The organism is Rhizobium sp. AN5, from assembly GCF_900215255.1.
Taxonomy (GTDB): domain Bacteria; phylum Pseudomonadota; class Alphaproteobacteria; order Rhizobiales; family Rhizobiaceae; genus Agrobacterium; species Agrobacterium tumefaciens.
The window spans coordinates 1226972-1238753 of the sequence record NZ_OCMJ01000004.1 but is presented as its reverse complement, the minus strand read 5'-3'; the positions used below and the strand labels follow the sequence as shown (position 1 = coordinate 1238753).

Below are 11782 nucleotides of genomic sequence, written 5' to 3'. Positions count from 1 at the left end.
GTCGAGGTTTATTCCCTATCGATCGATGGCTTTTCGGCTCACTTGACTCGAATTTCGTGATTTAATAGAACAAAAAAGGAACAAATTGCAAGTGCGAATATACTCTCTGAGAAAGTCGGGATTATTCGCTGTGGATTGTTCCCCGTTGCGGTGCCCTTTGCGGGCGGCGATGGTTATTGTGTGCGGGATTTTTTGAAATGCAATTGCCGGTCACGATGGCTGGCGGACAGGATGACGAGATGGCTGGTAGCGTAAACAAGGTAATTCTGATTGGGAACGTTGGCGCCGATCCCGAAATTCGCCGGACGCAGGACGGCCGTCCGATCGCCAATCTGCGTATCGCCACCTCGGAGACGTGGCGGGACCGCAACAGCGGCGAGCGCAAGGAAAAGACCGAATGGCACACGGTCGTCGTTTTCAACGAAGGCCTGTGCAAGGTTGTCGAACAATATGTGAAAAAGGGCGCCAAGCTTTATATCGAAGGCCAGCTGCAGACGCGCAAGTGGCAGGACCAGACCGGTAACGACCGTTACTCCACCGAAGTGGTACTGCAGGGCTTCAACTCCACGCTGACGATGCTCGACGGTCGCGGCGAAGGTGGCGGCGGTAGCCGCAGCGGTGGCGACATCGGCGGTGGAGATTATGGCAGTGGCGGCGGTAACTACGGTGGCGGTTATGACCAGCAGCCGGCGGCCCGCGGCGGTGCCTCGCGTGGCGGCAGCCAGCCTTCCGGTGGCTTCTCCAGTGACATGGACGACGATATCCCGTTCTGATCGGAACAGTGATTGACGGGGCGGGCACCGGTCTAAACCGGTTGCCCGCTTCAAGGTCGCGACGACCTATGCCGCGGCTTTGTCCGCCAGCATCGCAACCATGACATCGGATTGCGAAAGAATACCCACCATCTTGCCGTTGGCGTCGATCACCGGCAGGTAATGCAGCCCTTCCTCCGCAAAGCGGATGATTGCTTCCTCAATCGCCGTTTCCGGCTGCACGGTTCTAACCGGCGATGTCATGATATCCTTGACGGTATCGTTAGGTGCGCTTGCGCCTGAGAGGATAAGGCGCAGGCGCTGCAGGAAACCGATGGAAGGGCGGCCGTTTCTCCAGCTAGCCTTTTCAAGAAAATCCGTCTGAGTGACGATGCCGACGATTTCGGCCCTGTCGTTGGTCACGGGCAGCGCCTTGAAATGGCGGTTGCGCATCAGTGCGTGGGCGTGGCGCAGGCTATCATCCGGGGCGACGCCGACCACATCGCGCGACATGACGCTGGCGCAATCGAGGTGGAGGGCGCGGCGACGCCAGGAGCGCAATTCCGTCTTGCGCAAAATCATCTCCAGCACATCGCGATCAATATCGAGAACCTCGTCATATTCCTTCAGCACCTCGTCCAGATCGGCTGAGGAAAAGCCGATTTTATGTATCGGCGTCGGGTCTGCCGTGCCGTGGCTGGCCTTTCCCAACCTCAGGCCGTGCGGATAGGCGCGGCCGGTGGCATTGTTATAAACGAGCGCAAGGATGAGAAGGATGAGCGAGTTTCCGGCGACCGGCCAGAGAAGAAAGCCATAGCCGAGACTATGCACGGCGGGGCCGCCGAGAACGGCGGTCAGCGCCACCGCGCCGCTTGGCGGGTGCAGGCAGCGCAGCGCCATCATGGCAGCAATGGCAAGGCTTATGGCAAGCGCGCTGGCAAGGAAGATATCCGGAACGAGTAAAGCCACCGTCACGCCCACGAAAGCCGACACGATGTTACCGCAGAGGATCGACCAGGGCTGCGCAAGGGGGCTGGATGGCACGGCGAATAAAAGCACCGCCGAGGCGCCCATCGGCGCGATCATGGCGGGCAGGGTGGGGTCGAATCGGAAAGCAAGGCTGCCCAGAAGTCCGGTCAGCGAAATACCGACGAAGGCGCCTGCCGCAGCGCGCAGCCTTTCCCGGTTACTGACGGGAGCGGCATCCGGGATGAGGCGGCGCAGCGTGGATCGCATGGAGAGAGCTTTCTGATGCGGAAAAAAGATGCGCGTCTTTTAACCGAGGCAGGAGCCGGATTCAAAGGGCGGATTTTTCGCAAATCCGGCCGGTTGCGGCATTTTGTTCCGAACCGATGGTCGTCAGAATGCGAAGGCCGATTTTATGCCGTCCACTACGAACTGCACGGAAAGCGCGGCGAGCAGAACGCCGAGCAGCCTTGTCAGGATCGCGCGGCCGGTATTGCCGAGAAAACGGTCCATGCGTTCCGAGACGATCAGGGTGGCGTAGACGAGGGCCATGGCGAAGGCGAGGATGAGAATAAGCACGACCATTTCGAGTGACGTCTTCATCGTTCCCGCCAGGAGCACAGTCGCGGAAATGGCGCCAGGCCCGGCGATCAACGGCAAGGCGAGCGGAAAGACCGCCAGATTGTGCAGATGGTCCTTGGTGATGGCGATCTCCGAGGTCTTTTCCTTGCGCTCCTGGCGTTTCTCGAAAATCATCTCGAAGGAGATCCAGAACAGCAGCAGGCCACCGGCGATGCGGAAGGCACCCAGCGAAATGCCGAGAAGGTTGAGGATGGTGAGACCGAACAGGGCGAAGATGGCGAGAATGCCGAAGGCGATGATTGAGCCGCGCAGGGCCACCTGGGCGCGCTGGTCGCGCGTCATTCCAACCGTGAGTGCGAGAAATACGGGCGCGAGACCGGGCGGATCGAGCGTGACCAGAAGTGTTGTAAGCGCGTTGATGAGCGTTTCGCTGCTGGCCATTCATTCCCCACCTGTTCTGTTTTTAGGCCGGAGCCTACGCAAGTCGTACACGCTTTAAAAGGGAGCGGCGTCGCTTTTGCCAACCTAAATGGCGAAAAGCGGGGTATGTCTTGCAAATGACGCAAAAGACTGTTCAAAACTCGCCGGGAAATTGGCTTAACGTGGCTGTTTCCGCTATAAAAATCCATCCGATTCTTAACAGAGAATGTGATCCGTTTTGACTGACCAGAGCCCCCCCGGCGGCGGAAAACTTCCGCCAGGCATTGAACCGATTTCCATCATTGAGGAAATGCAGCGGTCCTATCTCGATTACGCCATGAGCGTTATCGTTTCCCGCGCACTTCCCGATGTCCGTGACGGTCTGAAGCCGGTTCATCGCCGTATTCTTTACGGCATGTCCGAACTCGGCATCGACTGGAACAAGAAATACGTCAAATGCGCCCGCGTCACCGGTGACGTGATGGGTAAATTCCATCCGCACGGCAATGCGGCGATTTACGATGCGCTGGCGCGCATGGCGCAGGACTGGTCTCTGCGCCTGCCGCTGATCGACGGACAGGGCAACTTCGGCTCCATCGACGGCGATCCGCCGGCGGCCGAGCGTTACACCGAGTGCCGTCTCGAAAAGGCGGCACATTCGCTTCTCGACGATCTCGACAAGGAAACGGTGGATTTCCGCGACAACTATGACGGCACCTTGCATGAGCCGGTCGTCATTCCCGCGAAATTCCCGAACCTTCTGGTCAACGGGGCAGGCGGCATCGCCGTCGGCATGGCGACGAACATTCCGCCGCACAATCTTTCCGAAGTCATCGACGGCTGCATCGCCCTCATCGACAATCCGGCGATCGAGTTGCTGGAACTGATGCAGATCATTCCCGGCCCGGATTTCCCGACCGGCGCGCTCATCATGGGCCGTTCCGGCATCCGCTCTGCCTATGAGACCGGTCGCGGATCGGTCATCATGCGCGGCCGTGCGACCATCGAGCCGATGCGTGGCGACCGCGAGCAGATCATCATCACCGAGGTTCCCTATCAGGTGAACAAGGCGACGATGATCGAGAAGATGGCCGAACTGGTCAAGGAAAAGCGCATCGAGGGTATTTCCGATCTGCGCGACGAATCCGACCGCCAGGGTTATCGCGTCGTCGTCGAGCTGAAGCGCGACGCTAACGCAGAAGTCATCCTGAACCAGATCTATCGCTACACGCCGCTGCAGACCTCCTTCGGCTGCAACATGGTGGCGCTGAACGGCGGCAAGCCGGAACAGATGACGCTGCTGGACATGCTGCGCGCCTTCGTGTCCTTCCGTGAGGATGTCGTCAGCCGCCGCACCAAGTATCTGCTGCGCAAGGCGCGCGACCGCGCGCATGTGTTGGTCGGTCTGGCGATCTCGGTTGCCAATATCGACGAAGTCATCCGCGTCATTCGTCATGCTCCCGATCCGGCTTCGGCCCGTGAGGAGCTGATGACGCGGCACTGGCCGGCGCAGGATGTGGAAAGCCTGATCCGTCTTATCGACGATCCGCGCCACCGCATCAATGAAGACGGCACCTACAATCTCTCCGAAGAGCAGGCACGCGCCATTCTCGAATTGCGCCTTGCCCGCCTGACGGCGCTTGGCCGCGACGAAATCGGCGACGAGCTGAACAAGATCGGCGCGGAAATCAGCGAATATCTCGAAATCCTGTCTTCACGGCTGCGCATCATGCAGATCGTCAAGGATGAGCTTATTGCCATCCGCGACGAGTTCGGCACGCCACGCCGGTCCGAGATCGTCGAAGGCGGTCCTGACATGGATGATGAAGACCTCATCTCCCGCGAAGATATGGTCGTCACCGTTTCGCATCTTGGCTACATCAAGCGCGTGCCGCTGACCACCTACCGGGCACAGCGCCGCGGCGGCAAGGGCCGTTCCGGCATGGCGACGCGCGACGAGGATTTCGTCAACCGTCTCTTTGTCGCCAATACCCATACGCCGGTGCTGTTCTTCTCCTCGCGCGGCATCGTGTACAAGGAAAAGGTCTGGCGCCTTCCGATCGGTACGCCGCAGTCGAAGGGCAAGGCCCTCATCAACATGCTGCCGCTTGAACCCGGCGAGCGCATCACCACCATCATGCCGTTGCCCGAGGACGAAACGACCTGGGAAACGCTCGATGTGATGTTCTCGACGACGCGCGGCACGGTTCGCCGCAACAAGCTAGGCGATTTCGTGCAGGTCAACCGCAACGGCAAGATCGCCATGAAGCTGGACGAGGAGGGCGATGAAATCCTCTCCGTCGAGACCTGTACCGACCAGGATGACGTGTTGCTGACGACGGCACTCGGCCAGTGCATCCGCTTCCCCGTGGACGATGTCCGCGTCTTTGCCGGCCGCAACTCGGTTGGCGTGCGCGGCATCAACATGGCCGATGGCGACCGCATTATCTCCATGACCATTGTGGGCCATGTGGAAGCTGAACCGTGGGAGCGTGCGGCCTACCTCAAGCGTTCGGCCACCGAGCGGCGTGCCGCCGGTGTGGATGAGGAAGATATCGCACTGGTTGGTGAGGAAGTCGCGGAAGAAGGCGAACTCAGCGAAGAGCGTTATCAGGAACTGAAGGCACGCGAAGAATTCGTGCTGACCGTCTCTGAAAAAGGCTACGGCAAGCGTTCTTCGTCCTATGACTTCCGCACATCGGGTCGTGGCGGCAAGGGCATCCGCGCCACCGATACCTCGAAGACGACGGAAATCGGCGAACTCGTTGCGGCTTTCCCGGTGGACGAAGGCGACCAGATTATGCTGGTTTCCGATGGCGGCCAGCTGATCCGTGTGCCGGTAAACGGAATCCGTATCGCCAGCCGCGCCACCAAGGGCGTGACGATCTTCTCCACCGCCAAGGATGAGAAGGTGGTTTCCGTGGAACGCATCAACGAGCCGGAAGGCGACGAAGAGGCGGAAAACGGCAACGGCGAAGATGTGGCTGACAATCTGCCGGAAACACCTGAGGCACCGGAGAGCGAGGCGTAAGCCGCCTCGTTTCTCCATCGTCAATCAACAAAAACCCCGCGGTGCACAGGCTCCGCGGGGTTTTTCTTTGTCTCGTCCGGTTATGTTCGGTTCGTCAGCGGATCCGGATATGGACCGGTGCACGCCCAGAGCGGCGGCCGACATGAAGGTGGATATTGGCTTCCGGCTGATTGGCACGCCAGGCGCGGGCGCCGTGCGACAGAAGCAGGCTGACGAGATCACGCGTCTTTGCCTTGGAGCGATTAAGACCGAGATCGGCAATGCGCATTGCCGCCTCGTGAATGGGATGCAGAACCGACAGGCTGCCTTGCCCGTTGCCAGACGCAATGTCCGAATAGTTCTCGTTAACTGCCATCTTGGAAAGCCTCGCTACACATTACACAATTCGAGGAGACAGGCGATGTTTCAACAAATAAGCCACCGCCTGCGCGAACGTCGATTACTGGAGTGACGCCCAGCAGCTGACGCCTTTCTTTTTCAATGCATTGCATGCATTTACCGCGGCGGCCTGGCCGTCGAAGCCGCCGAAGCGGGCGCGGTATACCTGGGAGCCTTCTCTGCTGAAGGCCACCGTGAAGGGTTTTGCGGACCGAAGGGCGGCACCGCCTTTTTCCTGCGCATTCTGCAACAGGCCACGCGCCGAGTTTTCATCCGGCGATGCGCCGATCTGGATCACCCAGCCGCCCTGCGGAGCCTCAGCCTTTGCCGAAACGGAAGGGGTGGAGGGTACAGAAGCCGGTGTGGATGCGGTGACGATATTGTCCACCTTGGTCGAGTTGGTAATCAACTTGCGGTCAGGCGCGACGGCTACCTGAGAAATAGGATCCTTGCCTTTCTGCCAGGTGGCGGCTTCCATGGCCTTTACGGCCGCATTGGAAGAGGAGCCTGCAAAGGCGGTAACCGGCGCGTCCTCGTAACGGGTCTGCGGTACGGGACCGGCATGCGGCAGGCCGGAATCTGTCGCAGCGACAGCTGCGGACGGAGCCGCGACTGCCACAGGTGGAGCAGCAACAGCCACAGCAACGGGCTCCTCGACAGGTGCCGATCTCGTCTGCGCAATCAGGTTGCTGTTGCCGCTACGGGAGGCCTGCGGCAGGTAGGTCGCAACAAGCTTGCGCATGGTGGCGTCACGGGCAGCGCTCGAGCGGCCGCCAAGAACGACGGCGACGATGGAGCGACCGTCTAGCTGTGCCGATGTTGCAAGATTGCTTCCGGCAGCACGGGTATAACCGGTCTTGATGCCGTCCACGCCGCGCACGGTTCCCACGAGACGATTGTGGTTGCCGATGACCTGCTTGCCGAAATTGAAGGTGCGCGTGGAGAAGTAGCCGTAATATTGCGGGAAATGCTGGCGAAGGGCGATGCCGAGGCGGGCCTGGTCACGCGCCGTCGTCATCTGCGCCGTGTTTGGCAGGCCGTTGGCGTTACGATAGGTCGTGCGCGTCATGCCGAGCGCACGGGCCTTGGCGGTCATCATTCTGGCAAAACGGTCTTCGGAGCCGCCGACATATTCACCGAGTGCGGTGGCCATGTCATTGGCGGAACGGGTGACGAGCGCAAGGATTGCCTGCTCGACCGTGATGCTGCCACCGGCGCGCACGCCGAGCTTGGAAGGAGGCTCCTTGGCGGCGTTGGCCGAAACCGGCACCTTGGAATCGAGCGAAATGCGTCCGGAATTGAGCGCCTCGAACGTAAGATAAAGCGTCATCATCTTCGTCAGCGAGGCAGGATAGCGCAATCCATCCGGATCTTCGCCATAGAGAACCTTGCCGGTCTTGGCATCAATGACGATGCCCGCATATTTCGGGTCCGCCTGTGCGGTGCCAACGGATGTTGCGGTTATGAACGCCGCAGCAAGGGTCAACGCAACAAACCTTACCAAAGACGTCGCACCCGCTTTGCGCGAATCTGCCCCAAATAGACTTTTCAACACTGCTGAACTCTTCAATCGCATATTTCTGTTCCGCTCGGACGCGCCCCGCCCGAGTGCTCCGGGGAGAAACTTTATCGGGATGGCGTTACCAAGTGGTTTATGAAAGGTATCCACGCTCCATAAAATGCGACTTTTCGGGCGCAATCTGTCTCACGCCTTTTCACGGATTTCAGTCTTTTACGAGGCGCTGCTCGATGTAGCGTTTCACGCCTGCGTCGAGTTCTTTCCATTGCGGCAGCAAGGTTGCGGAGAATCGGTAGAACAGGCTGAGGTCCTGGCCGGCGTGGATATCCCTCTGGCAGTCGCTGCCCGTCGCCTCCTGCTGCGTTTGCGGCAGAAGGCAGCGCACAACATAGTCGCTTTCGCCCTCACGCTGCCCGGTCAAGATGACTTCCTTGCCGTAACCTGCGTCGGCACGCAGGCGGTGCAGTGTGAGGCCGTGTTTCAGCGGCACAGGCTCTCCTTCCGTCAATCGGGCATAGATCGGCCCGAAACGGCCTGACATGTCCTCAGACATCGTGCTTTGCGATAGCTGGATGAAAATAAGCCCTGCTGCCTGCGCCGGATCATCGAAAACAGCGCGATTGGAGTCTTCATATCCCTTGAGATCCGGCCAGGTGAGATAAAGATCGGCCCGCTCTCGCTCTCCGTCATGCCGGTCGGAAGGCACACGCAGCGTGTTTTTAGCAAGCTTCAACCGGTCATTGCCGATTGTGATCTCCACCGCGTCAGTTGCTGTCGTATGGCCCGCCTGAAGGATCCGCTCCCCGTACCATTTAACCCCGATATTAAGGGCAGCAACAAAGCATATAATAATGACGGCAATGATGACGGCGCGCCGTATCAGGGAGGATGAAAGCAGGGGTGCTTCGTTGTGCATTAGCTTCCAACTTATTCTTGCCACTGGACGCGTTTTCCACACTGAAAACAGACGGGCAAAGCTTTAACCTGCGGCGATCGCCATTGAAATGCTGTTTTGCCGCTGCTACCTGATAAGGTGCAAGCAAAGGACGGCATATGGCAGCGCGCGACAGATATTCCCGGAAACTCGAATGTTCCAAATGTGGTCATCAGGGTTTTGCCGAGGTGTCGGAATCGGATGAGAAAGACCGCCGTAACCTTGATTTTCGCGTTGATGAAATGCCGCGTGGCTTCCGCACCGAGCGTGCCTCGGTCGATCCAACGGAATTCATGATCCGCTGCGGTCAGTGCGGCAACATATTCCGTTTCCTGCAAAAAACCGCCTATGCGCCGGGAGGCGAACCGCGCGTAAAGGCCTGAACGGAAGGTACCGGGATGACTGTACCGCAACAACCCAATGGGGCGCCGCCTAGGCGCAAGCCAATCTGGCCGTGGATCGTGCTGCTGGTGCTGACACTTTGCGCCATCTATTCCTACAATCGCGCCAACGAGATCATTATGGAGTTTTCCGACACGTTACCGCCGGCGTTGCTGAACCTTTTCGAGGATATTTTCCGGGGCGGTTTTCGGCACGGCGACGGCGGACCGAGCATCGGTGTCTGAACCATAAAGCAGGTAACGCATACCCAGCTTCCATCCGCCGGTCGCAGTTTTTCGGTAGTATAAAAGAAAAAAGCCCCGCAAACGGGCGGGGCAGGTTGATCGCTCGGGGAAAGTTGGGCAATGCCCGGGAGCGATGCGGCTATATAAATGACAATATTGTTGACGCGATAGGCCACTTCCGTCCCAAACAGTACGCCGACGCATGAAATTTGCTCAAGCAGTAAGAATTTAGGAATATCAACTGGCTAAATCTGTCAGGCAACTTGACAGGAGGTCGCTTTATTCTTCGATTGCCTCGAATTGCACATATTCGCGCCTAACATAACGGGACATGAGCAGACGCATGGATAAATCCGGAATCTTCTTCGTGGCGCTTTTATTGGTGCTTGTGGCAATCGTGCTGAGTCTGGCGCTATTTCGCTCGCCTCAGCAAAGTCCGGCACTTCCTTCGGGCGAGGGGTCTCTGCTGCCGCCGGCAACGACACAAGGACAATGAGTTGCTGACGGGTGCGGATAGGCTGTGCGCGCGTGCGCCATCGGGATTGACGGCCTTTTTCAAAACGCTATAAAGCCTCACCACCGATGGATGGGTGTCCGAGTGGTTTAAGGAACCGGTCTTGAAAACCGGCGTGCGTGAGAGCGTACCGTGGGTTCGAATCCCACCCCATCTGCCATAAAATCCAAACAGACAGTTTGAAATCAAAAGAACCGGCAGCGTTAGCGTCGCGGTGTACTTTCCGCGTGAAAAATTTCTTGTATCACCGAAATGAAGAAACCCGCCTGTCGGCGGGTTCCGTTGATTAATGTCATTAGAGTTCAGGACAGCCGCGTTCGTTCGCGAATGTGATGCGCTCCGGTCCTCGGCGGGTGAAGCCCTGGACGACGACGCGGCCAGGGGTGACGCGCACGATTTCGGGGTCGCGCAGGCCTGCCTCGCGGGCGGCGGCGCGGGCTTCGCGTTCACCGCAACCACGCATGCGCGGAGGTCCCCGGCGATCCATGTCGCGATCGCGGTCACGGATAACCGGGCGAACGCCGTCGGGGCCGATCCGCAGCTCCATGTCCTGTGCGCTTGCGTGAATAGGGGCGGCAATGGACACCAACGCGATGCCAAGTGCCAGGCCGGCGGTTTTTATTGACTTGATCATGTTCCCTCACTCAGCCGAAAACCGGCGGAAGCTCGTGTGTTTGCGAGGAGAAAACGCGGTCGGGCTTCGTTTGTTCCTTGAGCAGGAGACATCTCAAGACGGCGCGTTTACAGGCGCATCGGGCTTCTAGTGCTGCGGAAAAGACATAAATCGTTAACCACGTTCGTTACAATTTTATCGAATTTGCAGAAGTCGTTCGCATTTTCGCCACGTTATGCACAAGATTAAGCGACTGTTAGGTGCTTCGATGGCAGGGGCATGCATCGAGGCAAATGAGGGTGCGGTTCTTCGAGCCTGCAAGCAGCGTGGGGCAGACGATTTGAAATCTACGGTCAAGAAACTCGGCATCAACGCCAGATCGGGCGTGAAGTGGCTTGCAATTTCCGTGCTTTGCGCCGCGACAGCCTCGTGTTCCACCACCTCTGAGACCAAACCGAAGCAGAAGCGCAGCAAGGAATATTTCTCCGAATCGGAATATGGCGTCAAAGCCAGCCCGCGCGTGGCCGACGGCCAGAACATTCCCAAGGGCGGCGGACGCGAGCTTCTCGGCAATGCCTATACCGTCAAGGGCCGACGTTATTTTCCGAAGGAAGAGCCGGGTTACAACAAGACCGGTCTTGCTTCCTGGTATGGTTCCGCCTTCCACGGCCGCCTGACGGCAAATGGCGAGGTCTATGACAAGGAACATCTTTCCGCTGCGCATCCGACATTTCCCCTGCCGAGCTATGCGCGCATCACCAATGTGGAAAACGGTGCATCGGTTCTGGTGCGCGTCAACGATCGCGGACCCTTCCATGAAGGTCGCCTGATCGACGTTTCCAGCAAGACCGCAGATCTTCTCGACATGAAGGGCACTGGAACGGCGAATGTGCGGGTGCAATATGCAGGCCGTGCGCCGCTTGATGGGCATGACATGCCCTATCTGATGGCTTCCTATGTTCCGAAGGGCTCTCGTTCTCCGGGCATTGCGCCGGAAGGGCAGATCGCGACTGGTGTCATGGTGGCTTCGGCTTCGCCGAATTTCGTGCCGGCCCCGACATCCAACCCGAATTACGGTGCTTCGACGCAGACGGCGCTGGTTGGTACCAGGAAGAATGCAGCGCTCCAGGCCATGCCGCTGGTCAATGGCCCCGCACCGGCCTTGGAAGAATTTGCAATCCTGCCGGAAATCGGTCCGTTCCTGGCGGAACGCCCGGAAGGCAATTTCACGCGTGAGCCGGCAGCACCTGGCGGCAACTATCTGCGCGTGCCAACGCCGTCGTCCAAATATGCAGCGGCTTATTCCGAGGAATCCTCTGCGGTTTCGAGAACCTCACGTGCGTTCGACAGCGTCCTCGTCGATCGCGGAGCGCTCAACGAGGATTCCATACTTGCCCATGTGAAGCGTCAGCAGGCGAAGACCCGCTGACGGGTTGAAGAGTTTATG

At 58.8% G+C, this 11782-nt stretch carries 11 protein-coding genes and 1 tRNA gene; 6 read left to right on the top strand and 6 right to left on the bottom strand.

The features are described 5' to 3' along the window. Positions 1-197 precede the first annotated feature (197 nt). Positions 198-773, top strand: coding sequence for a single-stranded DNA-binding protein (locus tag CRP02_RS18525; protein WP_003515262.1), 576 nt, complete (start codon positions 198-200; stop codon positions 771-773). Between the two features lie 66 nt (positions 774-839). On the opposite strand, the gene CRP02_RS18520 is transcribed toward CRP02_RS18525, so the two are convergent. Next, positions 840-1988 carry an HPP family protein gene (locus CRP02_RS18520; RefSeq protein WP_097171933.1) on the bottom strand — a complete coding sequence of 383 codons (1149 nt, stop codon included), beginning with the start codon at positions 1986-1988 and terminating at the stop codon, positions 840-842. 123 nt (positions 1989-2111) lie between these two features. Continuing rightward, on the bottom strand, positions 2112-2741 hold the full coding sequence (locus CRP02_RS18515) for a MarC family protein (protein WP_097171932.1): 630 nt from the start codon (positions 2739-2741) through the stop codon (positions 2112-2114). Positions 2742-2958: 217 nt separating this feature from the next. Between CRP02_RS18515 and gyrA the strand changes: the two genes are divergently transcribed. Then, entirely contained in the window at positions 2959-5751 is a 2793-nt protein-coding gene (gene gyrA, locus CRP02_RS18510; protein ID WP_097171931.1) for a DNA gyrase subunit A, read from the top strand. Positions 5752-5845: 94 nt separating this feature from the next. Here the strand turns inward: gyrA and CRP02_RS18505 are convergent, their stop codons facing one another. The 3 genes from CRP02_RS18505 to CRP02_RS18495 all read right to left on the bottom strand — a co-directional run bounded on the left by CRP02_RS18505 (position 5846) and on the right by CRP02_RS18495 (position 8564). Next, on the bottom strand, positions 5846-6106 hold the full coding sequence (locus CRP02_RS18505; protein WP_003515258.1) for a hypothetical protein: 261 nt from the start codon (positions 6104-6106) through the stop codon (positions 5846-5848). Between the two features lie 84 nt (positions 6107-6190). Further along, positions 6191-7705 carry a D-alanyl-D-alanine carboxypeptidase family protein gene (locus CRP02_RS18500; protein ID WP_097102588.1) on the bottom strand — a complete coding sequence of 505 codons (1515 nt, stop codon included), beginning with the start codon at positions 7703-7705 and terminating at the stop codon, positions 6191-6193. Between the two features lie 148 nt (positions 7706-7853). Then, positions 7854-8564 carry a hypothetical protein gene (locus CRP02_RS18495; protein ID WP_097171930.1) on the bottom strand — a complete coding sequence of 237 codons (711 nt, stop codon included), beginning with the start codon at positions 8562-8564 and terminating at the stop codon, positions 7854-7856. Between the two features lie 137 nt (positions 8565-8701). Between CRP02_RS18495 and CRP02_RS27990 the strand changes: the two genes are divergently transcribed. The 3 genes from CRP02_RS27990 (at position 8702) to CRP02_RS18475 (ending at position 9882) form a co-directional block, all read left to right on the top strand. Beyond that, positions 8702-8965: a hypothetical protein gene (locus CRP02_RS27990; protein ID WP_003515255.1), complete on the top strand. Its 264-nt coding sequence runs from the start codon at positions 8702-8704 to the stop codon at positions 8963-8965. Positions 8966-8980: 15 nt separating this feature from the next. Next, positions 8981-9208, top strand: coding sequence for a hypothetical protein (locus CRP02_RS18485; RefSeq protein ID WP_025593443.1), 228 nt, complete (start codon positions 8981-8983; stop codon positions 9206-9208). A 584-nt stretch (positions 9209-9792) separates the two neighbouring features. Continuing rightward, a tRNA-Ser gene (locus CRP02_RS18475) sits at positions 9793-9882 on the top strand. Positions 9883-10017: 135 nt separating this feature from the next. Here the strand turns inward: CRP02_RS18475 and CRP02_RS18470 are convergent. Continuing rightward, entirely contained in the window at positions 10018-10356 is a 339-nt protein-coding gene (locus CRP02_RS18470; RefSeq protein ID WP_003515252.1) for a hypothetical protein, read from the bottom strand. 319 nt (positions 10357-10675) lie between these two features. Here CRP02_RS18470 and CRP02_RS18465 point away from each other — a divergent pair, with 319 nt between their 5' ends. Continuing rightward, positions 10676-11764, top strand: coding sequence for a septal ring lytic transglycosylase RlpA family protein (locus CRP02_RS18465; RefSeq protein ID WP_097172842.1), 1089 nt, complete (start codon positions 10676-10678; stop codon positions 11762-11764). Positions 11765-11782 lie beyond the last annotated feature (18 nt).

What these genes read in the sequence shown, in the direction of transcription:
- CRP02_RS18525 (WP_003515262.1), top strand. Translation starts at nt 198, where the DNA reads ATGCAATTGCCGGTCACGATGGCTGGCGGACAGGATGACGAGATGGCT.
- CRP02_RS18520 (WP_097171933.1), bottom strand. Translation starts at nt 1,988, where the DNA reads ATGCGATCCACGCTGCGCCGCCTCATCCCGGATGCCGCTCCCGTCAGT.
- CRP02_RS18515 (WP_097171932.1), bottom strand. Translation starts at nt 2,741, where the DNA reads ATGGCCAGCAGCGAAACGCTCATCAACGCGCTTACAACACTTCTGGTC.
- CRP02_RS18505 (WP_003515258.1), bottom strand. Translation starts at nt 6,106, where the DNA reads ATGGCAGTTAACGAGAACTATTCGGACATTGCGTCTGGCAACGGGCAA.
- CRP02_RS18500 (WP_097102588.1), bottom strand. Translation starts at nt 7,705, where the DNA reads ATGCGATTGAAGAGTTCAGCAGTGTTGAAAAGTCTATTTGGGGCAGAT.
- CRP02_RS18495 (WP_097171930.1), bottom strand. Translation starts at nt 8,564, where the DNA reads ATGCACAACGAAGCACCCCTGCTTTCATCCTCCCTGATACGGCGCGCC.
- CRP02_RS27990 (WP_003515255.1), top strand. Translation starts at nt 8,702, where the DNA reads ATGGCAGCGCGCGACAGATATTCCCGGAAACTCGAATGTTCCAAATGT.
- CRP02_RS18485 (WP_025593443.1), top strand. Translation starts at nt 8,981, where the DNA reads ATGACTGTACCGCAACAACCCAATGGGGCGCCGCCTAGGCGCAAGCCA.
- CRP02_RS18470 (WP_003515252.1), bottom strand. Translation starts at nt 10,356, where the DNA reads ATGATCAAGTCAATAAAAACCGCCGGCCTGGCACTTGGCATCGCGTTG.